Origin of the sequence: Actinoplanes sp. L3-i22 (assembly GCF_019704555.1) — a bacterium.
In the GTDB taxonomy this organism is placed as follows: domain Bacteria; phylum Actinomycetota; class Actinomycetes; order Mycobacteriales; family Micromonosporaceae; genus Actinoplanes.
In genome coordinates this window covers 2,211,586-2,236,275 of record NZ_AP024745.1, presented here as the reverse complement: position 1 = coordinate 2,236,275, position 24,690 = coordinate 2,211,586, and the positions used below count along the sequence as shown (strand labels likewise).

22 protein-coding genes are annotated in these 24,690 nt (G+C 70.2%); 10 read left to right on the top strand and 12 right to left on the bottom strand.

Translation table 11 applies throughout. The features are described from left to right. Positions 1-109: 109 nt before the first annotated feature. Positions 110-1,201, bottom strand: coding sequence for an ABC transporter substrate-binding protein (locus L3i22_RS10215; RefSeq protein ID WP_221326716.1), 1,092 nt, complete (start codon positions 1,199-1,201; stop codon positions 110-112). 452 nt (positions 1,202-1,653) lie between these two features. Here L3i22_RS10215 and L3i22_RS10210 point away from each other — a divergent pair, with 452 nt between their 5' ends. Genes L3i22_RS10210 through L3i22_RS10170 form a run of 9 tightly spaced genes read left to right on the top strand, consistent with a single transcriptional unit; the run spans position 1,654 to position 10,788 of the window. Continuing rightward, positions 1,654-2,064 carry a response regulator gene (locus tag L3i22_RS10210; RefSeq protein ID WP_221326715.1) on the top strand — a complete coding sequence of 137 codons (411 nt, stop codon included), beginning with the start codon at positions 1,654-1,656 and terminating at the stop codon, positions 2,062-2,064. After that, positions 1,964-2,461 carry a TadE/TadG family type IV pilus assembly protein gene (locus L3i22_RS10205; protein WP_255658096.1) on the top strand — a complete coding sequence of 166 codons (498 nt, stop codon included), beginning with the start codon at positions 1,964-1,966 and terminating at the stop codon, positions 2,459-2,461. Before L3i22_RS10210 ends, L3i22_RS10205 begins: the two co-directional genes overlap by 101 nt. After that, on the top strand, positions 2,449-3,768 hold the full coding sequence (locus L3i22_RS10200) for a Tad domain-containing protein (protein WP_221326713.1): 1,320 nt from the start codon (positions 2,449-2,451) through the stop codon (positions 3,766-3,768). The genes L3i22_RS10205 and L3i22_RS10200 overlap by 13 nt, the downstream gene beginning before the upstream one ends. Before the next feature lie 23 nt (positions 3,769-3,791). Further along, positions 3,792-4,652 (top strand): RcpC/CpaB family pilus assembly protein, encoded by an 861-nt coding sequence (locus L3i22_RS10195; protein ID WP_221326712.1) that lies wholly within the window; start codon positions 3,792-3,794, stop codon positions 4,650-4,652. After that, entirely contained in the window at positions 4,649-5,818 is a 1,170-nt protein-coding gene (locus L3i22_RS10190) for a P-loop NTPase (protein ID WP_221326711.1), read from the top strand. The genes L3i22_RS10195 and L3i22_RS10190 overlap by 4 nt, the downstream gene beginning before the upstream one ends. Further along, positions 5,815-7,182, top strand: a complete 1,368-nt coding sequence (locus tag L3i22_RS10185; protein ID WP_221326710.1) for a CpaF family protein — start codon at positions 5,815-5,817, stop codon at positions 7,180-7,182. The genes L3i22_RS10190 and L3i22_RS10185 overlap by 4 nt, the downstream gene beginning before the upstream one ends. Positions 7,183-7,185: 3 nt before the next feature. Beyond that, positions 7,186-8,151 (top strand): type II secretion system F family protein, encoded by a 966-nt coding sequence (locus L3i22_RS10180; RefSeq protein WP_221326709.1) that lies wholly within the window; start codon positions 7,186-7,188, stop codon positions 8,149-8,151. 1 nt (position 8,152) lies between these two features. Next, the gene (locus tag L3i22_RS10175) at positions 8,153-9,070 is read left to right on the top strand and encodes a type II secretion system F family protein (protein ID WP_221326708.1); all 918 of its coding nucleotides are present in this window, start codon (positions 8,153-8,155) and stop codon (positions 9,068-9,070) included. Positions 9,071-9,111: 41 nt separating this feature from the next. Beyond that, positions 9,112-10,788, top strand: a complete 1,677-nt coding sequence (locus L3i22_RS10170) for an ATP-binding protein (protein WP_255658095.1) — start codon at positions 9,112-9,114, stop codon at positions 10,786-10,788. Here the strand turns inward: L3i22_RS10170 and L3i22_RS10165 are convergent. The 6 genes from L3i22_RS10165 to L3i22_RS10140 form a co-directional block, all read right to left on the bottom strand. Beyond that, positions 10,769-11,179 carry a VOC family protein gene (locus L3i22_RS10165; protein ID WP_221326707.1) on the bottom strand — a complete coding sequence of 137 codons (411 nt, stop codon included), beginning with the start codon at positions 11,177-11,179 and terminating at the stop codon, positions 10,769-10,771. The two genes, L3i22_RS10170 and L3i22_RS10165, sit on opposite strands and share 20 nt — an antisense overlap. Before the next feature lie 10 nt (positions 11,180-11,189). Continuing rightward, positions 11,190-11,633 carry a helix-turn-helix transcriptional regulator gene (locus tag L3i22_RS10160; RefSeq protein ID WP_221326706.1) on the bottom strand — a complete coding sequence of 148 codons (444 nt, stop codon included), beginning with the start codon at positions 11,631-11,633 and terminating at the stop codon, positions 11,190-11,192. A gap of 13 nt (positions 11,634-11,646) precedes the next feature. After that, on the bottom strand, positions 11,647-12,213 hold the full coding sequence (locus L3i22_RS10155) for a hypothetical protein (protein ID WP_221326705.1): 567 nt from the start codon (positions 12,211-12,213) through the stop codon (positions 11,647-11,649). Between the two features lie 34 nt (positions 12,214-12,247). Beyond that, a complete protein-coding gene (locus L3i22_RS10150) occupies positions 12,248-13,522 on the bottom strand; it encodes a HupE/UreJ family protein (RefSeq protein ID WP_221326704.1) in 1,275 nt (424 codons plus the stop codon). Further along, a complete protein-coding gene (locus L3i22_RS10145) occupies positions 13,522-14,760 on the bottom strand; it encodes a DUF3500 domain-containing protein (RefSeq protein WP_255658094.1) in 1,239 nt (412 codons plus the stop codon). Before L3i22_RS10145 ends, L3i22_RS10150 begins: the two co-directional genes overlap by 1 nt. A gap of 180 nt (positions 14,761-14,940) precedes the next feature. Beyond that, complete coding sequence (locus tag L3i22_RS10140) at positions 14,941-16,401, bottom strand: alpha-amylase (RefSeq protein ID WP_221326702.1); 1,461 nt, start codon at positions 16,399-16,401, stop codon at positions 14,941-14,943. A 259-nt stretch (positions 16,402-16,660) separates the two neighbouring features. Between L3i22_RS10140 and L3i22_RS10135 the strand changes: the two genes are divergently transcribed. Next, complete coding sequence (locus L3i22_RS10135; RefSeq protein ID WP_221326701.1) at positions 16,661-17,923, top strand: histidinol-phosphate transaminase; 1,263 nt, start codon at positions 16,661-16,663, stop codon at positions 17,921-17,923. A gap of 171 nt (positions 17,924-18,094) precedes the next feature. On the opposite strand, the gene L3i22_RS10130 is transcribed toward L3i22_RS10135, so the two are convergent. The 5 genes from L3i22_RS10130 to L3i22_RS10110 all read right to left on the bottom strand — a co-directional run bounded on the left by L3i22_RS10130 (position 18,095) and on the right by L3i22_RS10110 (position 24,562). After that, the gene (locus L3i22_RS10130; RefSeq protein ID WP_221326700.1) at positions 18,095-19,081 is read right to left on the bottom strand and encodes an aldo/keto reductase; all 987 of its coding nucleotides are present in this window, start codon (positions 19,079-19,081) and stop codon (positions 18,095-18,097) included. A gap of 372 nt (positions 19,082-19,453) precedes the next feature. Further along, positions 19,454-20,641: an ion transporter gene (locus tag L3i22_RS10125; RefSeq protein ID WP_221326699.1), complete on the bottom strand. Its 1,188-nt coding sequence runs from the start codon at positions 20,639-20,641 to the stop codon at positions 19,454-19,456. A gap of 502 nt (positions 20,642-21,143) precedes the next feature. Continuing rightward, positions 21,144-21,998 (bottom strand): geranyl diphosphate 2-C-methyltransferase, encoded by an 855-nt coding sequence (locus L3i22_RS10120; protein ID WP_221326698.1) that lies wholly within the window; start codon positions 21,996-21,998, stop codon positions 21,144-21,146. A 12-nt stretch (positions 21,999-22,010) separates the two neighbouring features. After that, positions 22,011-23,150 (bottom strand): family 2 encapsulin nanocompartment cargo protein terpene cyclase, encoded by a 1,140-nt coding sequence (locus tag L3i22_RS10115; RefSeq protein WP_255658093.1) that lies wholly within the window; start codon positions 23,148-23,150, stop codon positions 22,011-22,013. Positions 23,151-23,152: 2 nt separating this feature from the next. Further along, positions 23,153-24,562: a family 2B encapsulin nanocompartment shell protein gene (locus L3i22_RS10110; RefSeq protein ID WP_221326697.1), complete on the bottom strand. Its 1,410-nt coding sequence runs from the start codon at positions 24,560-24,562 to the stop codon at positions 23,153-23,155. Between the last annotated feature and the right edge of the window lie 128 nt (positions 24,563-24,690).

Here is a 24,690-nt window from a genome sequence, read left to right as displayed (position 1 = left end):
TCCGTGCCGGTTTCCTCGCTGCCGGCTCGATGGCCGGCCGGATCAGTGCTGGTCGCCGGGGCCCGGCCCGCCTTTGCGGCGAGCCGGGCGCCGGCTGAAAGAGCGCTCTCTAGTACGCGCTGCCGATATCGGTCTTGGCATTCGACTCGTCGTACGCGCGGTCCTGGATGACGATGTCCTGGCCGACCGGCTCGCCGCCGAAGAACTTGGTCGCGGTGTCGAAGGCCAGCGGGCCGAAGCGCGGGTTGGACTCGATCACCGCCGAGAACCAGCCGTCCACGATGCCCTGCACCGCGCCCTTGGTGCCGTCGATCGAGACGATCTTGACGTCGCCGGCCTTCTTGCCGGCGCCCTTCAGCGCGGTCACCGCGCCGAGCGCCATCTCGTCGTTCTCGCCGTAGATTCCGTTGATGTTCGGTTTTGACTGCAACAGTTGCTCGGCGACCTTCTGCCCGTCCTCCCGGGAGAAGTTGCCGGTCTGCTCGAACGAGATCTTGATGTCCGGCGCGACCTTGGCGATCTCATCCTTGAAACCGCTGGTCCGCAGCGTCGTGACGTTGTTGCCGGGAGCGCCCAGCAGGATCGCCACCTCGCCCTTGTTGCCGAGCGCCTTGGCCATCGCGTCGGCGGCCCGCTTGCCCTGCTCGGCGAAGTCGGAGCCGATGAAGGTCAGGTAGTCCTTGCAGGCGGTGGCGTTGATCTTCCGGTCGATCGTGATGATCGGGATGTGCTTCGCCGACGCCTTGGCGAAGACCGAGTCCCAGCCGTCCGAGTTCAGCGGCGCGATCACCAGCAGCTGAACACCGGCGTCGATCATCTGCTCGACATCGCTGATCTGCTTGTTGAACTGGGAGTTCGCGTTCGAGGTCTTGAGCTTGGTGATGCCCAGCTTGGCCGCCTCGTCCTTGATGGACTGGGTCTCGGCGATCCGGAACGGGTTCGCCTCCTTCTCCGACTGGGAGAAGCCGACCGTGGCGGTCTTCAGGTCGATCTTGGACGCGCCGTACTGGTCCAGGGTGCAGCTGGCCGCTCCCGGCGCGGCCGACTGGACCACCTGCGAGGCGGCCGGGGCCGCCCCGGTGCCGGCGGTGTCGCCGGAGTCCTCGCTCTTGGCGCAGGCGCCCGAGCCGAGCAGGAGGGCGGCCGCGGCGAACGCGGCGGCGACGGTCTTAGGGCGCGAAAAACGTACGCTATTGAACATGGTGCCCCCTCAAAGCCAAACGGCTTCACACGCAAACGTTAGTTGATCAATCACTTGTACGATCAGGATTGAACACATTCACCCATCGACGCTCTTGATCTGTCAAGACCCCGAACTGTAACCGGGGCGAAACGTGACATCAGCGCAACGTAGTTAGCGTTCACACGGACAGTCGTGGTGTGCGATCTCCGGCGCGGGCCCGCGGGGCGCCGGCTGTGGCTCGCGAGGGGCAGTCACAGCGGGCGCTCCGGGCGCCGCTCACCCCCGGATCCGGGCCGCCGCACAGAATTTGTCATCCGGCAATTGGTGCCGGACGGCACGTAACACCGGGCCGATCTCATCGAAGGCCATTTCCCGAATAAGCGACGGTGTTCCCTTCCGGGTGGATAGCGTGGAGAACGGCAACGACGGGAGCAGTCGTCGCCGGATTCCTCGTGCACAGGAGAGGAATGATGTGGAAAGCCACTGAGCGGCAGGGGCCGGTCGTCCTTCTCGTTGAGGACGACGAGGACCTGCGTGAGCTCGCCGCACAGATGCTGGAGATGCGCGGGTTTGACGTGCTGGTCGCGAAAGACCCGGTCAGCGCCATCATGACCTGCCGAGTGCACAGCGGAGCGATCGATGTGCTGCTCACCGACCTGGGCCTGCCCGGGGTCTCCGGTGGGGAGCTCGCCCGATCCGCCTCCGAGGTCCGCCCCGGCATGAAGATTGTCTACGTCTCCGGCGTGCCGGAGGAAATCGCCATCAAGAAAGGGCTGATCCGTGCCGGGTCGCCATTCGTCGCGAAACCGTATACGGCGGACCGGCTGGCCGGGATGCTGCGTATGGTTCTCGCCCAAGGAGCGGAGAGTTCCGCGCGGTAAGGACGACCGGGGCGCCGCGGCGCTGGAAACCGCCATCGTGATGCCGGTGATGCTGCTGATCCTGTTCGGCATCATCGACATGGGGCGACTGCTTCAGCAGTACATCCAGCTCACCGAGGCGGCTCGGGAGGGCGCCCGGCTGGGCGCCCTCAACGGCACGGCCGCGGCCGTGCAGGCGAAGGTCAACGGCATCGTGGGCACCACCGCCGCGCCGTCGGTGACCCAGACCGTCACCCCCTGCACCGCCGCCTCGATCGCCGGCACCGACAGCAAGGTCGTGCTGACCCGGCCGTACACGCCGATCACGCCGATGATCGCGCTGGTGACCCTGGTCGGCGGGCAGACCATGGGGACGATCACGATGAGCGCGACCGGCGTGATGTCGTGCGTCGGCTGATCCGTGCCCTGTTCCCGCCGCGGGGCGAGCACGGGGTGATCACCGCGCTCGTCGCCGTCCTGGCCGGGACCGGGGTGCTGCTCGGCATGGCCGCGCTGGTGATCGACATCGGTGCGCTCTACGCCGAGCGGGAGCAACTGCAGAGCGGCGCGGACGCCGCGTCCTGGAAGGTCGCCCAGGCCTGCGCCGCCACCGCCGACAACAACCTGGTCTCGGCCAGTTGCACGGTCGCGCTGCAGAAGAACAACGCGCAGCAGTACGCCGACAAGAACGCCAAGGATCTCCACTCGGACATGCAGCTGTGCATCTACACCGTCTCCGCGACCGGCACCACCACCCTCGACCCGGGCTGCCCCGGCGCCTGGAACACCCCGATCACCTGCCCGGCACTGCCGGTCTCGTCGGGGCCGTTCAAATACGTCGAGGTCCGCACCACCACGAAGAACGCCGACAACAGCACGGTGGTCCCGCCGCTGTTCGGGTCGGGCATCGCCGGGACCCCGTACACCGGCGCCAAGATGGGCGCCTGCGGCCGGGTCGCCTGGGGCGTGCCGGCGGTCACCGACACCTTCGCGCTCGGCATCTCGAAGTGCGACTTCCTGCGGATCACCGGCAACTACACCAAGTACTTCGCCCCGCCGCTGCTCGGCGCGCTCAATCCGCTGCTGCAGGGCACCGGGGTGTACTCGCTGCTCGGCCTCTCCAGCCCGACCACCGACTACATCGCGATCAGCAACGGCATCCTGTCCACCTCCTGCGCCACCAACCCGGCGGAGACGGTCAGCGGCTGGGCCTGGCTGGGCCAGCCGAACGGCTCGACGGCGCTGCTCGGGCTGGTCGCGGTCAACTCACCGAACGCCACCTGCGGGCTCACCAACATCCCGGCGACCAACGGGTCGGCGGACAGCTGGGTCGGCGGCTTCACCATCAGCCTCAGCAACGCCTCCGCGGCGACCGCCTGCATCAACCGGCTGAACGCGCTGGTGGCCTCCGGGCAGCCGGTGCTGGTGCCGATCTTCGACCGGGGCGTGGCCCTGCTCAACCTGCTGCCGTCCTTCTACCGGGTGATCGGCTTCGCGCCGTTCGTGGTGACCGGGTACGAAACCCTGGGCAGCGGCCTGGGCAGCCTGCTGACCGGCCTGTTCACCTCGCTGCCGTCGGTCGTGACGGGCGTCCAGAAGACCCTGTGCGCACTGCAGTCCTGTATTTACGGATATTTCACCAAGACTCTGATCACCAGCCACATACCGACCCAGTTCGCGACCTCGCCCAATTTCGGCGCGATGATGATCGGCCGGACCGGATGACCCGTGCTTGAGAAGGTGAGGACATGCGACGGCGCATCCTGATCCTCCTGGCGGCGCTCGTGCTGGCCGGGATCAGTGGGGTGGCCGTGCTGTCCTACGCCCGGACCGCCGACCGGCGCGCGCTCAGCGGCAAGGAGGGCACCTGGATCCTGGTCGCCAAGCAGCACATCCCGACCGGCACCAGCGGCGCCGAGATCCGCAGCCGGGGCCTGACCGAGCGGCTCCTGGTCCCGACCGTCACGGTGCCCAGCGGCGCGCTCAGCACCTGGGACGGCGCGCTCGACCGGCTCCGCCTCGGCGCCGACCTGCAGCCCAAGCAGCTGATCATGAAGACGCTCTTCGTCCTGGTGGAGCCGTCGCCGTCGCACACCGAGCGGATCCCGGTGCCGCGCAAGTCGCTCGCCGTCTCGGTGGCGCTGAACGTGGCGCCGCAGGTGGCCGGCAACATCACCGCCGGCGACCAGGTCGCGGTCTACTACACGTTCCAGGTCAAGGTCTTGATCTCGAAGGACAAGGAGACCATCCCGATGACCGAGCTCCTGCTGCCCAAGGCGCGGGTGATCACCATCGGGGAGGCTCAGCAGCTGCCGCTGGAGACCACGGAGCCGACGTCCGCCCCGGCCGGGGTCAGCCCGACCCCGGGCCCGAGCGGATCGGCCACCGGCGGGGCCGTCGCCGGCAACGTCAACAAGGCGCTGTCCAGCAACGGGACCAACGTCGGCGAGGCGGTCCAGCGCTACGTCGTCACCCTCGCCGTCGACGACACCGACGCGCTGCGGCTCGTGCACGCCGTCCAGAGCGGGCAGCTCTACCTGGCGCTGCTCGGGCCGAACGCCACCGCGAGCAACGGCCCGGCAGTCGACACGAGCTGGGTGGTCAAGTGAGCCAGTACGTCTACGTCGAGCCGGACGATGAGCGGCGCACGCACTGGGGCAACGACTTCCGGGCGATCGGCGGCACGATGCTCAAGAGCATGAGCGAGCTGGAGTCGTACCTGCCGCGCTACCCGGAGACCCTGCTCGTGGTGATCGGCGCGACAGTGGACCTGGACGAGGCGCTGATGTTCACCGCCTATCAACGGTTGCAACGGCCGGTGATCGGGGTGGTGCTGATCCGTCCCACGATCGAGTCCAACGTGGTGCTCCGGGCCCTGCAGTCCGGCATCCGGGAGCTGATCGCCGAGGAGGACGACGACGGCTTCCGCAACGCCACGGTCCGCTCGGTCGACCTGTCCAAGGCGCTGAGCACCAGCATGCGCGGGGCCGGCGACCACGCCCCGTACGCCCGGGTGGTCACGGTCTTCGCCGGCAAGGGCGGCTGCGGTCGCAGCGTGGTGGCGGTGAACCTGGCGGTGGCGCTGGCCGGCGCCGGGCGGCGGGTGCTGCTGATGGACCTGGACCTGCAGTTCGGCGACGTGGCGATCATGATGAAGCTGTCCCCGGAGCGCAGCATCGCCGGTGGCCTGCAGATGGCCGGGCGGCTCGACGAGCCCGGGCTGCGGTCCATCGTGACCACGTACCGGCCGGGTCTGGACACCCTGCTCGCGCCGGCCAGCCCGGCCGAGGGCGAGCAGGTGCGCCGGGAGTTCGTGGTGGAGCTGCTGGACGTGGCCCGCCCGCTCTACGACTACGTCGTGGTGGACACCCCGTCGGTGGTCACCGACCAGGTCCTGGCCGCGCTGGACATGTCCGACTGGTTCATCCCGATCGTCACGCCGGACCTGCCGACGCTGAAGTCGGTCCGGCTCACCTCGGAGATGTTCGACCTGCTCGACTACCCCAAGGACAAGCGGCTGCTGGTCTTCAACCGGGCCAACACCCAGGTCGGGCTCAGCCCGACCGAGGTGGAGCTGGCGGTCGGGATGCCGTTCGCCGTGCAGGTGCCGTCCAGCCGGGACGTGCCGGTCTCGGTCAACCAGGGCGAGCCGATCGCGACGACCGACCCGCTGCATCCGGTCAGCCGGGCCATCCGCGAGCTCGCCGACCGGGTGGCCGGCGTCGACACGACGCCGCAGAAGCGCCGCGGCTTCCTCGGAAGGTTGTTCCAGTGAGTCTCTCCAGCCGGCTGAGCGGCGCCAACGCCACGCCCGCGCCACCCACCGAGGCCCGCGGCGGCGACCGCTACCGGGCCGCCGGCCGCCAGCCCACCGACCAGGTCAACGAGGTGCGGCTGCGGATCCAGCGACGGCTCGCCGACGAGCTGGGCCCGACGCTCTACAGCAACAACCCGAGCGAGGACCTGGACGCCCGGGTCCGGGAGGCGCTCAACGACCTGCTGGCCCGGGAGGAGACCCCGCTCTCCGGCGCGGACCGGGCCCGGATCACCCGCGAGGTGGTCGACGAGGTGCTCGGCCACGGCCCGATCGAGTCGCTGCTGCGCGACACGTCGGTGACCGAGGTGATGGTGAACGGGCCGCGCTCGGTCTACGTCGAGCGGTTCGGCCGCCTGGAGAAGACCACCGCCGAGTTCGACGACGAGCCGCACCTGCGCCGGATCATCGACCGGATCTGCTCCCGGGTCGGCCGCCGGGTCGACGAGGCCAGCCCCACCGTGGACGCCCGGCTGCCGGACGGGAGCCGGGTCAACGCGGTGGTCCCGCCGATCGCCCTGGACGGCTCGTCGCTGACCATCCGCAAGTTCGCCGCCGTCCCGCTGACCGTCGGCGACCTGCTGCAGTACGGCACGCTGACCCGCCCGGCCGCCGAGTTCCTGGACGCGTGCGTGCGCGGCCGGCGCAACGTCGTGGTCAGCGGCGGCACCGGCTCGGGCAAGACCACGATCCTGAACATCCTCTCCGGATTCGTCCCGACCGACGAGCGCATCGTCACCATCGAGGACGCCGCCGAGCTCCAGCTGGTCCAGGACCACGTGGTGCGCCTGGAGTCCCGGCCGCCGAACTCCGAGGGCCGCGGCACGGTCACCACCCGCGAGCTGGTCCGCAACGCGCTGCGGATGCGCCCGGACCGGATCGTGGTCGGCGAGGTCCGGGACAGCGCCGCGCTGGACATGCTGCAGGCGATGAACACCGGCCACGACGGGTCGCTGACGACGCTGCACGCGAACGCGCCGCGGGACGCGCTGTCCCGGCTGGAGACCATGGTGCTGATGGCCGGCATGGACCTGCCGATCCGCGCGATCCGCGACCAGATCAGCTCCGCGGTGGACCTGATCCTGCAGGTCAACCGGTTCAAGGACGGCACCCGCAAGGTCACCCACATCACCGAGGTGGTGGGCATGGAGGGCGACGTGGTCACCCTTCAGGATCTTTTCCTGTACGACGCGTCGGCCGGCGCCGAGCTGCCCGGTGGCACCGGCGGCCTGCGCACCACCGGCATCCGCCCGCACTTCACCGACACCCTGCAGATGTACGGCGTGACCCTCCCGGCCACCATGTTCGCCGCCCGGCGGCGGTGAGCCATGAGCTTCGCCCTGATCGCGGCGGTCTCCGCGGCGGCGTCCGCGGTGTTCGTGATCGTCTTCGTGATCCTGCAGGCCACGCTCGGGCGCACGCCGATCCAGCGCCGGCTCGCCACGCTGCGCCACTTCTCGGTGCACCGCGAGACGAGCTCGGACCCGCTGCTGCGCCGGCTGCTCACCGCCCAGGGCCGCCGGATCGAGCAGCATCCGGGGCTGTTGCGGCTGGCCGAGCGCAGCGGCCCGCTGCTGGACCGGCTCGGCGGCACGCTGCGGCCGTCGGAGTGGCTGATCGTCCGGGGGTGCGCGGCGATCGGGCTGGCCGTGCTGCTGGGCGCGCTGCTCAGCCCGCTGTTCGGCGTGATCCTCGGCCTGCCGGGCGGCTTCCTCGGGGCGAACGCGGTGCTCAAGGCCCGGATCCGGCGTCGTGAGCAGTCGTTCGCCGACGAGCTGCCGGGCGCCCTGCAACTCATGATCAGCTCGCTGCGGTCCGGCTTCACGCTGCACCAGTCGGTCGAGGCCACGGTCCGCGACGACGACGGGCCGGTCGCCACCGAGCTGCGCCGGGCCCTGTCCGAGACCCGGATCAGCGGCGACTTCGAGGACGCGCTGGAGCGCATCGGCGAGCGGATGCGCAGCGCCGAGATGATCTGGCTGGTGATGGCGCTGCGCCTGCAGAAGGAGGTCGGCGGCAGCCTGGTGGAGGTGATGCAGACGACCGCGGACACCATGCGCGAGCGGGCCTACCTGCAGCGGCACGTGCGGTCGCTGTCCGGCGAGGGCCGGGTCTCCGCGTACGTCCTGGGGGCCATGCCGTTCCTCGCCGCCGGCGGCATATGGCTGACCCAGCCGACCTACCTGACCCCGATGTTCCACCAGGGTATCGGCATCGTGATGCTGGTCGTCGCGATCACGCTGATGGCGATCGGCGCGGTCTGGCTGCGCGCGGTGGTCAAGGTCGAGGTCTGACGTGACCGGCTACGTCATCGCCGTCGCCGCCGCCGTCGGGATGGCCGCCGCGGTGCTGCTCGCCGCGACCGCCGCGGCCCTGCCGGCCCCCCGCCGGGACCGCATCCTGCGGGCCCTGGCCCAGTACGGCGCCAGCGGCATGATCCAGGTCGAGACCGGCCACCCGTACATCCGCCGGCTCCGCTCGATCACCCAGATCCTGGTGGAGCGGCTCGGCGACGCGGTCACCTCGGACCGCGACCGGCAGCGGCTGATCCACGGCCTGGACTACGCCGGCAACCCGGCCGCCTGGCCGCTGAGCCGGGTGATCCGGGTCCGGCCGCTGGGCGCCGTGGCCACCTGCGCGTTCGGCGCCGCGGTCGGCCAGTCGGTCAAGGGCGGCGCCGGCGGGCTGTCCGGCGCCCTGTTCGGACTCGCCGCCGGTTTCCTGCTGCCGCGGGTGCTGCTGTACAACGCCGGGGTCAAGCGCCAGCAGCAGCTGCTGCGGTCGCTGCCGGACGTGATGGACGCGCTGGTCATCGGCGTGGAGGCGGGCCTCGGCCTGGACTCCGCGATGGACCACGTGGGACGCAGCCTGACCGGCCCGATGGCCGACGAGCTGCGCCGGGTGCTGCAGGAGATGCGGCTCGGCGTGTCCCGTGCCCAGGCGCTGCGCTCGCTCTCCGAACGGACCACCGTCCGTGACCTGAAGCGCCTGGTCACCGCGCTGGTGCAGGCCGGTGAGCTGGGCATCTCGGTGGCCAACATCCTCCGCGAGCACGCCCAGGACCAGCGGGTCCGGCGCCGGCAGCGGGCCGAGGAGATGGCCCAGAAGGTGCCGGTCAAGCTGATCTTCCCGGTGATGTTCTGCATGCTGCCCGCGATCTTCGTGATCCTGATCGGCCCGGCCGTGCTGCAGCTCATCAAGTCCTTTCAATAGCAGCAGCTAAGCCGCTCGGCCGAAGGTGCCGATCAGAGTGCGTGACCGCTCTGATCGATCTCGAGCTCCCGGACTCGGAGCTGGCCCGGTTGGCCGCGCTGCACGAATATCAGCTGCTCGACGAGCCGGCCGACGACGAGCTGGAGGCCGTCGTGCGGGTCGCCGCCATGGTCGCCGACGTCCCGCAGGCCACCCTGAACCTGATCGACGCGAACCGGCAGTGCCAGCTCACCGCGATCGGCTTCGAGCCCGGCGAGCAGCCGCGCAGCGAGTCGATGTGCGACGTGCACTTCCTGGCCGGGGAGACGATCCAGATCCCGGACGCCAGCAAGAACCCGTTGTACGCGAACAATCCGTACGTCGACGGGCGGATGGGCAGCGTCCGGTTCTACGCGTCCACGTCGCTGATCACCCCGTCCGGGTACGTGCTGGGCACCCTCTGCGTGTTCGAGGAGCACCGGGTACGGACGCTCACCGAGCGGCAGATGGCCCGGCTGGCCGACCTCGGCGAGATCGTGGTCGGCCTGTTCGAGCGGCGCCGCCAGGCCCGGCTCGCCGACGACCTGACCGCGCGGGCCGAGCGCGCGCACAAGTTCATCGACACCATGCTGGAGACGGTCGAGGTCGGGATCGCGGCGGCCGACGAGACCGGCCGGATGACCGTGCTGAACCGGACCGCCCGCCGGTGGGCCGGCGTCGAGGGCGACCAGACGACGCCGCTCGAGGAGATGCGCCGCCACTTCCGGTTGCACCGGCCGGACGGCTCCCGGCTCGGCCCGGGGGAAGGGCCGCTGGCCCAGGCGATGCGCGGGGAGCCGATCGACCACGCGGAGATGATCATCGAGACCGCCGCCGACGAGCGGATCACCGTGATCGCCACCGGCCGCGGCCTGTACGCGGACAGCGGCGAACGGATCGGCGCGGTGGTCGCCCTGACCGACGTCACCCAGGACCGGATCTACCAGCGCCGGCTCGAACAGGCGCACGCCGAGGTGGCCCAGCGCGAGGAGCAGCTGCAGGCCGCGGTGATCGAGCTGGAACGGTCGAACGACGAGCTGGAGGGGTTCGCCGCCGCGGTCAGCCACGACCTGGTCCGGCCGCTGGCCGGGGCGCACGGCTACCTCGACCTGCTCGACGAGGAGTACAGCGACCAGATGGACGCGCGCGCCGCCAAGTGGGTCGGCGGCGCGCTCCGGGCCGTCGAGCGGATGCAGCAGCTGGTGCAGGCGCTGCTCAGCTACGCCCGGGCCGGGCACGCGCCGTGCCAGCCCGGCGAGGTGGACCTGAACGGGGTGGTCGATCAGGTGACCGCGGACCTGCGGACGCTGATCCAGGACGCCGGCGCCGAGGTGACCGTGCAGGGCAGTCTGCCGATCATCACCGGGGACAAGACGCTGCTCCGCCAGCTGCTGCAGAACCTGGTGGACAACGCGATCAAGTACCGCCATCCGGACCGGGCGCCGCGCGTGCGGATCAGCTGCTCGGTCGAGCCGGACGGCTGGCACCTGACGGTCACCGACAACGGCATCGGCATCCCGGTCGAGCACCGGGACCGGATCTTCGACATGTTCGCGCAGGTCGACCCGAACTCGCGCAAGGGGCACGGGATCGGGCTCTCCACCTGCCTGCGCATCGTCGAGCGCCACAACGGGGCGATTCAGCTCGACGACTCCCCCACCGGCGGGACGGTGGTGAAACTTACGCTTCCGCTTGGTTGATCCGGATCAGGTTGCCGGCCGGGTCGCGGAAGGCGCAGTCGCGGATGCCGTACGGCTGGTCGGCCGGCTCCTGCACCACGTCCGCGCCACCGGCCACCAGCCGCTCGAAGACCCCGTCGAGGTCCTCGCTGACCAGGGTCAGCGCGGCGTAGCTGCCCTTCGCCATCATCTCGGCGATCACCCGGCGCTCGTCGTCGGTGATGCTCGGGTCGGCGGCCGGCGGGTGCAGCACGATCGAGACCGACTGCCCCTTCGGCCCGACGGTGATCCAGCGCATGTCGTTGTAGCCCACGTCCTTGCGCACCTCGAAGCCGAGCACGTCGCGGTAGAAGCCGATCGCGGCCTCGGCGTCGTCGTGCGGGAGGAAGCTGGCGTGAATGCGAATGTCCATGCCGACCATGCTAGGAACGCGGCACCGGCCGGGCTTCTCGATTCCTGACCGGTCTGGTGACCTGTTTCGCCACGCAGGCCGGGATGCCCTCGGTGGCCCCGGCGGCGGTCTTCCGGTACGCGCTCGGCGAGATCCCGACCAGCTGGGTGAACCGGGTGCTGAACGTGCCCAGCGAGGAACAGCCGACCGCGAAGCAGACCTCGGTCACGCTCAGGTCGCCGCGCCGCAGCAGCGCCATGGCCCGTTCGATCCGGCGGGTCATCAGATAGCCGTACGGCGACTCGCCGAACGCGCTCCGGAACTCCCGGCTCAGATGCCCGGCCGACATGTGCGCGCCGCGGGCCAGCGCCTCCACGTCGAGAGGCTGGGCATAGTCCCGGTCGATGCGGTCCCGGACCCGGCGCAACACCCGGAGGTCCCGCAAGCGCTGCTCGTGGCTGCTCACGCTCCTCATCGTGACACGCCGGTCAGCGCCAGCGCGGATCACGGCTCCAGCGCGGGCCGACCTCCCGCCACTCCCGGGCCCAGGCCCGGTCCCGCTGCCGGTCGAGCACCTCGCGGACGATCCGGTGCAACCCGGTCAGCACGGCGCCCAGGCCGAGCACGGTGGCCACCGCGACCAGGATCCCCTGCGACGCCGGGCTGTGCCGGCCGGGCGGCCCGTGCAGGCTGCCGCTGTCGTCGACCCAGACCGCCACCCGGGCGCCGGCCCGCGCGTCCGTCCCGATCTGCACGATCCCGCTGTGCGCCGACCCGTCCGGCGCGGTCCAGGTCGCCCGGGCCGCCTGCGGCGAGGCGGTCCGGGTACCGGCCGCCCCGATCACCCCGGCGTCCTCGACCAGCACCGCGTCCACCCGGAAGACGTGCGCCCGCTCCCACTCCCGGGCCCGCACGTCCGACCGGTACCCGGCCTCCCCGGCCCACCAGGCCAGCAGCGGCGCCCCGCCGAGGAACGAGAGCACCAGCACGAACAGCAGCAGGCTCTCCACCCGGTCCGAACGCCGGAGCAGGACGTTGCGGTCCCAGCCGATCATCTGGCCTCTCCCTCTCCCCCTTTAGGGGAGAGCATCACCCGGAGGCAAGCCCCCGCGACGCACATCGCCGCACTGGCTCCGAGATCAGCGCGGCCAGGGCGGCCACGGCGGTCCCGGCCAGCGCGATCAGCAGCGCCGTGGAGTGTGTGCCGACGCTGTCCGCGGCCGAGGCCACCGGGTTCGGCAGGCCCAGCCGGGCGATCAGCCAGCCGGTCGCGGCCAGCCCGGTGATCCCGGCCGCGACCAGGCGGAACGGGCGGCCGAACCGGGTCCGGGCGAGCACCACCAGGGCCGGCAGGGCGAGCCCGACCAGGACCAGTTGGACCAGCTCGATGCCCAGGTTGAAGCCGAACAGGCTGAGCGCCAGGCGCCCGGTCGACAGCCGCATCTCGGCCAGCGTGAACGAGAAGGCCATCCCGTGGCCGAGGCCGAAGAAACCGGCAACGGCCGCTTCGCGACCAGGAAAAATGGGACGTACGGCGTGCACCGCCCCGACCAGGATGCTGGCCGCGATGAACGCCTCGACCGGCCAGGCCGGGATGTCCAGGTGGGTCAGCGCGCTGACCGCCAGGGCCACCGAGTGTCCGACCGTGAAGGCCAGCGTCGTACCCCCAATTCTTTTGACGGCCTCGCGGGGGCGGACGAACCCGGACCACCGCCCGCGGGCGGCCAGCAGGGGCGCCGGCAGCAACAGGATCAGCAGGAAGAGCAGGTGATCGGTGCCTGCCAGGATGTGGTTGCCGCCGAGCTCGACCATCGCGACGAACCCGGACCACCGGCTGCCGGCGCCCAGGTTCACCCGCAGGGCCGGCACGGTCATCGTCCGGTTGTCGATCCCGATCGTGCCGACCTGAACGTTCCCGGACAGCCGCCCGGCGGCCCAGTCCTGCCGGACCGAGACGAGCACGGTGTGCGTGACGACCTGGTGGACGATCACGTCGTACCCGAAGGTGAAGTGCCGGACGTCGCCGCCGGCCGGCGGGGTCAGCGTCGCGGTCGCGGTGACCTCCTGGTAGGGACCGGTCGACGTCTGCTCGGCCGAGCTGACCGCGAGGTCGCCGACGGTGACCGTCCAGGCCCGGCCGTCGGTGGTGACCGGCTTGACGTGCTCGGCCAGGTAGGCCGCGATCGGCTCGTTCCTACGGGCGATGTCCAGGTCACCGGCCGGCAGTTGCAGGTGTGCGGTCACCGACGTGTCGTGCACGTCGAGCAGGACCACCGAGTGCGGCATGGGATGCGCCGAGGCCGGCGACGCCCCGAGAAGGAGCGCCGCCGTCACCACCAGCGCGGTGATGAGTGCCCGGATCATCAGAAGGAGAACTCTCCACCGTAGTCACGGGTGTGGTCGCGGTACACGGTGTGGTAGTGGATCTGGGTGTTGTAGACCACGCCGTTCTGGCAGACGAACTCGATCCAGACGCCCGGCCCGTCGATCCGCACGTAGTCACCCTGGGTGTCGTAGCCGGTGCCGCCGGAGATGCCGACCACGGTCTTGTCCAGCTCGGACTGGTAGACCTTCATCAGCTGCTGCGCGGTCGCGGCGTCGCTGATCGAGACCCACGCCTTGATCGCGTTGAGCACGAGCTGCTTCTGCTTGGGCGAGAACGTCTTCACCGAGACGCCCTCCTTGGTGGCCGGGAACTGGCCGTCCTTCTGCGGCCCGACCAGTACGTCGCCGAACGACTCGGCCATCGTGGCCGCGGTCTTCTGCTTGGTGGTCAGGCTCGCGGTCAGCGCGGCGATCGCGTTCTTCTGCTGCGCCATCGCCTCGACGGTGGCGCCGGTGGTGCTGTCGGTGTAGCTGATCGGCTCGACGCCGATGAAGAACGGGCTGGCGCTGGTCACCTTGCCCTTGGTGTAGGTGAGGTGGACGGCCAGGTGGTGACCGCCGAAGTTCAGCTCCCAGGTGCCGGTGGTCGACGGGGTGCCCAGGAAGGCCAGGTAGTAGTAGCCGCTGCCGTAGGTCAGGCCGGGGCCACCGCTGCCACCGCCGGCCGGCGGCCCACCCGAGCCCGACGGCGCGGGCGCCGCGGAGGCGTCGGTGGACGCGGACGGGTCGGCCGACGGCGGGGTGCCGCCGCCCCCGACCGAGCCGCTGCTGTCCGCGGCGAGCAGGTCGTCGGCCGCCATGATCTTCTTGATCTGGTCGAAACCGCTGCCCTGCCCGGTCCCGGTCGCCGCCTGCAGCACCGCCTTGGCCGCGGTGAGCTGCTCGTCGGTGAGCGAGCCGAGCTCGATGCCGGGCCGGCAGGTGCCGGCGCACGGCAGGTTGGACCAGGCGGTCGCGTTCGCCTGGGTGAAGTCCAGCACCACTTCGGACTTCTGGTCGTCGCTGAGCGTGGCCAGGAAGTCATTTGCCGCGGCGACCACACCGGGCACGCCCTGGTACGGCCCCTTCGGCGCGGCGTTCGTCCGGTTGCCCGCCGGGGAGGCCGGGCTGGTGGCGGCGTTGGCGGTGGCGATGCCCGCGCCGAGCACGGCGAGCGCGGTCGCCGCCAGGGCGAAACCACGCCAGCGCCGGGTGCCGCGGACCTTTTCGTCCGTCACGGAAATACTCCTCATAGAAAGGTGGGGATGGGTCACAAGATTGTTGACAAACCCCCGGAGAGAGCACAACCGGAAAGCACCTATGAGGTTCCCGTCAGCGACCTGTCAAACTGGGCCTACCTGCGAAAACGCTGAAAAGAAATACTCACAGGAAAGGGATAGGTCGCTGATAGGTAATTGCTAGGAAAAGGTGAGCACGTGGAATCCCCAGGGCGGCAGATCAACGAAAAGGCCGTCCGCCGCCAATTCACTGCCGGACCGTTCGAACACCCGCCCGTCCAGCCGGTCGGTCACCCGCCAGGCCCGCCCGGCCAGCCCCGGCCAGGGCAGCAGGTCCACCCGCCCCTGCGCCGGCCGCCCGGAGAAGTTGACCACCACCACGGCCGCGTCCCAGGACCAGGCGAGCAGGTCCCGGTGTGACGCGTTGTCCGGCCAGCCCTGGGTCGGCAGCAGCCGCCACTCCCCCTGCCGGACGCTCGCCGCCACCTCGATCAGCCGCCGGTGGAAATCCCGCGACCGGGGATCGACCGGCTCGTCCGGGTACCGGCCGAGGAAGACCGGCAGATGCGTACGCCGCCCCTCGAACTGCCCGTCGTGCCAGAGCGCCGCCCCGGGCAGGGTCGCCATCGCCACCGCCGCGGCCCGGTTCCGCTTGCCCGGCATGGTCGCCGCGGCCCGCGGCTCGTCATGGTTCTCCAGGAAGCGGAGCAGCCGGTCCTGGTAGTCACGACCGGCGGCGAGATGCTCCCGGACCGCACCGGCGTCCTCGTGCGCGAGCCGGTCGTAGAGCCGCTTGTCGTAACAGAAGTCGAAACCCTGCTGCTGGAGCTGCCACTCGGTGTCCCAGTAGACCTCGGCGATCAGCACGATCTCCGGGTGCCGGGCGCGCAGCTCCCCGATCAGCGCCGGCCAGAACTCCGACTCCGGGGGCGGGCCGGCGTGCTGTCCCCACGTACGAGAAAAAATGTCGTTGATCAAAAGCATCGCCATGTCGACACGCATGCCGTCGCACTGGGCGGCGATGTCGGTCATCCCGGCCAGCGTCGCCGCCCGCATGCCCGGCGCGAACGCGTTCAACTGGGCCACGTCCGGCCAGGGCGGGAAGTACGGATCCCGCCCGTGCGCGATCACCCGGCCACCCGCGTGGAACCAGCCGGTCGGATCGTTCGCCAGGTCCTCCTCGGTGCCCTGGATGAACCAGTCCGGGTGCCGGGTGACCGCCGGGTGGTCCGGCGCGACGTGGTTCGGCACGTAGTCGAGGATCAGCTTCAGCCCACGCCGGCGCAGTTCCTCGCGGGCCCGCGCGAGCCCGGCCGGCCCGCCGAGCCGCTGATCGGCGCGGTAGCGGCGCACGCAGTACGGCGAGCCGACCACGTCGGCGGCCTCGAGATCGGGCAGCGCGTTCCGGAACGCGCGCTGCAGCCCGTCGTTGACCCGGGCCACCGCCAGGCCCGCCGGGCTGCGCTCCCAGACGCCCATCAGCCAGACCGCGTCCATGCCGGGGACGGCGACCTCGTCCCAGACTCCGGCCGGCACGTCGGCCAGGGTGACGGGGCGGCCCAGGCGCCGGGCCAGCCCGGTCAGCCACGGCCAGGTATCGATCTCGTAGATCGCCGGTGCGGCGGGCCAGCCGGTCTTCACCCTGTCACCCTAGCTTGGGCGGGTTCCACAAACGGCTGATCGACACCCCCGGTTCCGGGCGGGTCACGGCTCGCACCTCGTCCGCCACGGTCACCGAGCTCAGCACCACGAGACCGATCAAACCCGTACGCAATAGCCCCCGCATGTCGTTCCTTTCCTCCGGCTTAAACCTCCGCAGGGATCAACGATGTTGTGAACGATCGGGCTGCGAGGTTCGTACCCGTCGGCGCAATGTCACCGAGGGCATCGGGAGGACACCGTGGCACGGACCGGAATCGACACTTCGATTCTGCACAAGGGATCGCACAGCGCTTCCTACTTCGACCTTGCGAGAGCGGCCGGTGAAGGCGCGGAGATCGTCGACTTCTGCATCCCGTGCAACCCGTACTTCCCCACCCCGGAGATGTTCGACGAACTGACCCGGGAACTGAAGAGCATCCTCAAGTACTACCCGAGCGACTCGGCCACCATCACGAAGAAGCTGGCCAGCGTGCTCAACCTGCACCCGCAGACGGTCGCGATGGCGAACGGCTCGACCGAGCTGATCACCTGGATCGACCACCTGCTGGTCAAGGAGAGCCTGGCGATCCCGATCCCGACCTTCGGCCGGTGGACCGACCAGCCGCTGGAGACCGGCAAGCGGGTCGACATGTTCCCGCTGCAGGAGCGCGACGGCTTCCGGCTCGACCTGGAGGAGTACGTCGAGTTCATCCGCGAGCGCCGCTCCCGGGTCGCGGTGGTCTGCAACGTCAACAACCCGGACGGCAACTACCTGCCGCGCCGCGACATCATCCGGTTCATGGACCAGCTCAGTGACCTGGACCTGGTCGTCATCGACGAGTCGTTCATCGACTTCTCGGACGCCGAGCGCTACCCGTCGGTCGGCCCGGACGCGGTGATCCGCACGAACGCGGTCGTCCTCAAGTCGCTCGGCAAGAACTTCGGCCTGCACGGCATCCGGTTCGGCTACATGCTGGCCAACCCGGCGATCGCCGGCAAGATCGCGAAGATGCTGCCGAAGTGGAACCTCAACTCCCTCGCGGAGAAGGTCGTCCACATGATCCAGGACCACGAGATGGAGTATGAGGAGAGCCTGCGCCTGCTCAGCCGCGACCGCCGCTCGATGGGCCGCGAGCTGCAGCGCATCCCCGGCCTCACGGTGTTCCCCTCGCAGGGCAACTTCTACCTGGTCAAACTCCCGACCGAATGGTCCGGCGTGGCGCTGCGCGACTACCTGGTCGCCAACCACGGGATCATGACCCGCGAGTGCGGCAACAAGCTCGGCATGACCAGCCAGTTCATGCGCCTCGTGGTCCGGCCGGGCGCCGACGTCGACCGCCTGGTCGACGGCATGCTCGACTACTCCCAGCGGTTCCACGGCCGATCGGTCTACGACGCCGACTCGCTGGAGAGCAACAGCCGCCGCTGGTCCGAGACCTATGACGAAAAACCGGACAACCTGGTCCCCTACCCGGCCCAGCGCGCCAACGAATACACCGCCCGCCGCGCCGCCGCCAGTTAGGGACTTTGAAGATCAAATTCTTCATTTCCGACGCTGCGGCCAATAACTGATCGTCGCTCCCGCGGGGACCCTTCCGGGCCTCGCAGGGCGCGGGGCGCCCAGAACGCGAGGCCCTACAGGGCGACGTCCGCGGATGGTTGCGGTTTCAAAGGACCCAAAACCAACCCCCGGTCAGAGGTTGGTCATCCGTTCCATCTGCTCCGGGTAGCGGCCGCCGAGGACCTCGATCTTGGCGGCCGCGGCCTCGATCTCGGCCAGGTCCTCGGGGCTCAGCTCGAGGTCGAGCGCGCCGAGATTCTCGTCGAGGCGCTCCAGCCGCCGGGTGCCCGGGATCGGCACGATCCACGGCCGCCGCGCCAGCAGCCAGCCCAGCGCCACCTGCGCCGGCGTCGCCCCGCGGGCCGCCCCGAGCCGGCCGATCAGCTCGACCAGCGCCTGGTTCGCCTCCCGCGCCTCGGCCGAGAACCGCGGCAGCCCGTTACGCATGTCGTTCTCCGCGAAGACGGTGTCCGCCCCGATCTTCCCGGTCAGGAAGCCCCGCCCGAGCGGGCTGAACGGCACGAACCCGATCCCCAACTCCCCGAGCGTGTCCAGCAGCTCGTCCTCGGGCCGGCGCCACCACAGCGAATACTCACTCTGCACCGCGGTGACCGGTTGCACGGCATGCGCCCGCCGGATCGTCCCGGCCGCCGCCTCGGACATCCCGAAGTGCCGCACCTTGCCCGCCTCGATCAGCTCCCGGACCGCGCCGGCGACCTCCTCGATCGGCACGTCCGGGTCGACCCGGTGCTGGTAGAACAGGTCGAGCGTGTCCAGCCGCAGCCGCTTCAGGGAGGCCTCGGCGACCCGCCGGATGTTCTCCGGCCGGCTGTCCGTGCCCGGCTGCTGCCGACCGTCCGCGTCGATCACGAACCCGAACTTGGTGGCGATCACCACCTGCCCGCGGAACGGCTCGAGCGCCTCGCCGACCAGCTCCTCGTTGACCCACGGCCCGTAGACCTCGGCGGTGTCGAAGAACGTGACGCCGCGCTCGACCGCCGCCCGGAGCAGTCCGACGTTCGCGTCCCGGTCCGGCCCCGGCCCGTAGCCGTGACTCATCCCCATCGCGCCGAACCCGATCGCCGAGACCGTCAGGCCCCCCAGTGTCCTCTGCTGCATGGTCCACACGCTACCCACGCCCCGGCCGCCTTGATGGCCGGTCATGTTGACGTGTTGACTCAACATGACGCGCTCAACATGTTGAGTTGCCACAGCCGTCAAGTGCAGTCAACAGTCAAGTCAACACGTCAACACACCGCTTGCCGCCTCCGCACGCCGCACGCCGCTCGCCGCCTCCGCACGCCGCCTCCGCACACCGCTCGCAGCCTCCGCACACCGCCTCCACACGCCGCTTGCCGCCTCCGCTGACGCTCACGGCTGAACGGAGCGCCGCGGACAACCACGAGTGCCAGCGCAGGGCCACCCACCTGCGCAGGGCCACCCACCTACCCGGGACCACGCGCCTGAGCGGGCCGTTCGCCGGGGCTGTGCCTACGCCGACTCATCGGCCGGGATCGGTTTGGTGTGCATGACGGCCGGGCCGCCGTGCGGGTTGTGCCCGTGCACGGCCAGCGCGTGCGCGGTGTCGTGGTACCCGGCCAGGTTCGCGGTGAGCTGCGCCTCCAGCGCGTCGACGGCGGCCCGCAGCTGCGCGAGCTGGCGTCGCACGTCCGCGTTCGGCGTCACCACGGCCCCCGGGGCCGGCGCAGCCGGCGCGAGCCCCTGGGTTGACAGAGCCGGCGCGAGGACCTGGACCTGCGGAGTCTGCGGGAGACCCTGGGCCTGCGGAGTCTGCGGGAGACCCTGGGTCGGCGGAGCCGGCGGGAGGCCCTGGGTCGGCGGAGTCGGTGCCGGGCCCGGCGGCGGTGGCAGGGCCGGGTCGGTCGCCAGCACCCCGACCGACGCCGCCTCCGGCATCGGCCGGTCCGGCCGGGTCGCCGTCTTGGCGCCCGGCTGCTGGGACGCCCGTTCCGCCTCGTGAGCGTCCTGCAGCGCGGTCAGCACCACCCCGACCAGCAGGTTCGTCAGCAGATAGCACGCCGTGACCATGTAGGACACGTAGTAGAGGACCGCCCACTCGGTCACCTCCCGCCCGGCCCCGAGCGTGTCGGTGATCCCGTCCAGCGACAGCAGCAGGAAGAGCGTGAGCATCGCCTGCCCGACCGTCCCGTACCGCTCCGGGTAGGCGTGCCCGAACATCATCCAGCCGAGCATCGCGTACCCGTACAGCAGCAGCACCGTGACCAGCAGGAAGCTCGCCAGCCCGGGCAGGCTCCGCCGGATCCCCACCAGGATCACCCGCAGGCTGAGGAAGAGCCGGAACGTCCGGACGATCCGGGCCAGCCGCAGCAGCCGGAGCAGCGTCACGTTCTCCCGCACCCCGGGCAGCAGCGGCGCCACCACAATGGCCAGGTCGAACAGGTTCCACCGGTCCCGGAAGAACCCACCGGGCGCGGTCAGATGTGATCCGAACCGGACAAGCAACTCCAGCACGAACCCGGCCACGCACAGCATCTCGATGACCCGCAGCTCAGCCCCGGCCGCCTGCACCACCGGCCGGTAGGTCTCCAGCCCGAGGGTCGCCGCGTTCACCACGATGACCCCGAACCCGGCCCCGTTGAACCAGGGCGCCTCCACCACCTTCGCGCAGCGTGCCGCAAGTCCCCTGGTAACGCTCATGATCGGTGGGTACTCCCTCGCCCGAACTGGTAACGACCAGACCCTATGCCAGCCGATACCCCAGCGGACCAACCACCCACCAGGTTCACTACCGGACACCACCATCCGGGTGACTACACCCCGGTTCCCTCCACCACCCGCACAAACCGATGCGCCCCGCCGCTCCACCAGCCCCGCTCGCCGCGCAGCCACCTGCCGACACCAGGCCAGGCCAGGCCTATCCGGTCAGGCCGAGCCCGCGCAGGAGTGCGATCCGGTCCACGTGCAGGAGGCTCCGAACCGGCCGTGCAGGCAGGCGGGTTCGACGAGAAAGGCAGAGCCGGCGGAGACCCGCGGCGCCCGGCGGGCTCAGCGGGCCTCGGCAGGCTCGACGCCCAGATGGGCCAGATGGGCCAGCCGTACCAGGGCCAAGGCCCGGTTGCGCTCGGCGGCCGACCGCCGGAGGGTAGAAAACCGCCGCCGGGGGCAAGGCCCCCGGCGGCGGCACTTCCGGCCGGGCTGGTCAGACCCGGTCGGCGGCGATCAGGAGGTAGTGGAAACTGCCTTCCTTGTACGCCGTGAGGAAAGCCTCCTCGATCCCGGTGGCCACCTCCGACCGGGCACGCATCTCCCAGTACGGAATGGTGGCCGCGGTCAGATCGACCACGTTGATCGGGACGAGATCGTTGGCCGCGAGCGCCTTGAAGTAGTCGCTGCGCGGGTGGATGTCGCAGGTGTAGTGCTCGTTGATCTTGCTGACCGACTTGGAGCGCCGGCCGGTCACGTCGTTCGCGCAGCCGGTGATGCAGACGTAGCGCCCGCCGAAGCGGAGCATCCGGGCGAATTCCGCGTAGAGGTCGAACAGGTCGACGTACATCGTCGTCTCGTTGGTCCAGATCGCCTGCCGCGAGTCGGAGCCGATGCCGGACTCCAGCATGTTCCGGAAGTGGAACCGGACCTGGTCGTCGACGCCGCGCAGCGCGGCCTGCTCGTTGGCGAAGCCGACCTGGTACTCGGAGATCGACACGCCGTCGACCCGGCAGCCGAACCGCGCGTTGGCCATGATGCTGGTGCCGCCGCGGCCGGAGCCGCCGTCGAGCAGCGCGTCGGTGGGCCGGATCGGTCCGAGGTGGTCGAGCAGCAGGTCGGCCTGGGCGCTCTCCAGGCGGTGCAGCTCGGCGATCAGCCGCTGCTCGCGACTCTCGGCCGACCCGTCGAGGACGCCCCAGTCGGGTTCGCCGACGCCGTAGTGGTGGTGGTAGAGGCCGTCGACCTCGCCGAGGCGAAGGTTCACCGGGTCGACCTGGTTGGTGTTCCAGTAGTTGGCGACCGAGCGCTCGAAGTCGGTCCGCAGCGGCGAAATAGCAGTGGTTGTCACGAAAAATCCTCCTTAGTCGGTCGAGTGGTAGCGGCCGCTCGTGGCATGCCACTCACGGCTGCCGCCCAGCCACGCCCACGTGTCGGCGAGGAACCGCCGCAGCGTCGGCGAGCCGGCGGCGCTCAGCTCGGCGGCCGAGCTCACGAACCTGGTCATCAGCTCGTTGTGGATGTCCACGGTGCGCAGCACCGCCTCGCGCGGGGTGAGCCGGTCCTCCGCGGCGAGCACGGTCGGCAGGTTGTGATCGTTCTCGGACTCGTTCTTCCCGGAGTACAGGTCGTTGATCAGCACCGCGGCGTTACCGGCGGTGGTGAACGCGGTCCGCACCCGCGGGTCGAAGAACTCGCCCGGCGGCAGCTCGTAGCCGCCCATCACGTCGATCAGGATCATCGGCGGCAGGTAGCTGTTGAGGTGCCGCTGCACCAGGTACTCCCAGACCGGCGGGGTCCGCCGGTTGGCGTGCCAGTCCGCCTCCTGCGCCCAGGCGACGAAGAGGATCGCCATCTGGTGCTGGAAGCGGGCCATCTGCGCCACGCTCGCGTACCTGGCCAGGTGTTCCATCGCGCTGCGGAACGCCACCGAGATCGGCTGGAGCTTGTGGTGCTCCTCGAAGTCGGCCTGGTAGCGGGGCGTGAGCGAGGCCGGGTCGACCACCGAGTAGAGGTTGGCCAGCCGCGAGCCGACCACCATCGGATCGGCGCCCAGGGACACCTCGTCGACGTAGTAGTCGTCCGCCGCCCACTCCGCGACCAGGCATTTCGTCGCGGCGAGCAGCCGGTCCGGGTCGCTGGTGACGGGGTGCGCGAGCATCATGTAGCGGCCGAAGTTCGCCGCCCGCAGCTTGTCCAGGCGCCCCGGGTAGATGCCGATCTTCTCGGCCCACCGCACCACGGCCCCGTTGACCCGCTCCCCCAGCTCCCGGTCGTCGCGCAGCGGCCCCGGGCAGAACAGCCGCGGCTGCTCGGTCGCCGGCGCGGGCGAGGGCGCCGGCGCGGGCCGGAAAGCGCGGGCCGCCGACGTGCCGAGCCCGTTCAGATCAAGATCAAATTTCGCCGGTACGGCGGTGAGCACCGCCCCGAGATCACCGGCCGGCGCCCCGGCGAGATCGCGGAGGATGTCCCGGCCGAGATCCGGTGCAAGGGTCCCGGCCATGGTCAGTGCGACAACTCGACGTGATCGAGGATGCCCAGCGCGTCCGGCACCAGCACCGCCGCCGAGTAGTACGCGCTGACCAGGTACGACATGATCGCCTGCTCGTTCACGCCCATGAACCGCACCGACAGGCTCGGCTGGTACTCGTCCGGGATCCCGGTCTGGTGCAGCCCGACCACGCCCTGGTCCGCCTCCCCGGTCCGCATCGCCAGGATCGAGGTGGTGTGCGTCTCGGTCACCGGGATCTTGCCGCTGGGCAGGATCGGCACGCCGCGCCAGGCCATCACGGTGTGCCCGTCCATGTCGACCATCGGCGGGTAGATGCCGCGCTTGGTGCACTCCCGGCCGAACGCGGCGATCGCCTGCGGGTGGGCCAGGAACAGCTTGGTGCTGCGTCGCATGCTGAGCAGCTCGTCCAGGTCGTCCGGGGTCGGCGGGCCGCCCCGGGTGTGGATGCGCTGCCGCAGGTCGGCGTTGTGCAGCAGGCCGAACTCACGGTTGTTGATCATTTCGTATTCCTGGCGCTCGCGCAGCGCCTCGACGGTCAGCCGGAGCTGCTGCTCCAGCTGGTTCATCGGCTCGTTGTAGAGGTCGGCGACCCGGGTGTGCACGCGCAGGATGGTCTGCGCGACGCTCAGCTCGTACTCGCGCGGGGTCTCCTCGTAGTCCACGTAGGTGCCGTCCAGCTGCGGCTCGCCCTTGTGCCCGGCGGCCACCGAGATCGCCGCCTCGCCGTGCTTGTTCTGCGGCCGGCGGTTCTTGGCGCGGAACTTCTCGACGTGCGTGCGCAGCTGGTCGCTCTGCTCGAGGATCTCGGCGAACGCCCGGCGCGGCAGGGTCAGCAGGGTCACCGCGGTCATCGCCTTGGCGGTGTAGTCCCAGATCCCCGCGTCGTCGGTGAGCGCGTGCTCGCCGAACGCCTCGCCGTCGGCGACCACACCCAGCGCGACCGGGTCGCCGTAGGCGCCCACCCCGATCTTGCTGACCTTGCCGTGCGCGATCAGGTAGACCTGGTCGGCGACCGAGCCGAACTCGACGATCACCTGACCCGGCTCGTACTCCTGCTGCACGAACTTGTCGGCCATCGCACCCAGCGCGGCGACGTCGTCGAACTCGCTGAGCACCGACAGTTCCCGCAGCTCGGCCGGGACCACCCGGACCTGCGCGCCCACGTTGGTGAAGCTGAGCCGCCCGTCGCCGATCCGGTAGGTCATCCGCCGGTTCACCCGGTAGGCCCCGCCGGACACCTGCACCCAGGGCAGCTTGCGCAGCAGCCACCGGGAGGTGATCTCCTGCATCTGCGGAACCGTCTTGGTGGTCGTGGTCAGGTTCCGCGCGGCCGCCGTACTCAGGCTCTGCCGCCGTTGTTCCTGCTCTTCGTCGCGGATCTCGGACTGCGTGGGAGTCGCCACCGCTGGTACCCCGTTCGTCGGATTTCATGCCTACTGTCTCTAGGTCGTTTTATCGCACCATCCGGCTTGTTTGTCGGGTTTCACGGAATCTGAACACGTGCCCTGACCAGCACTTCTGCCCCAAGATC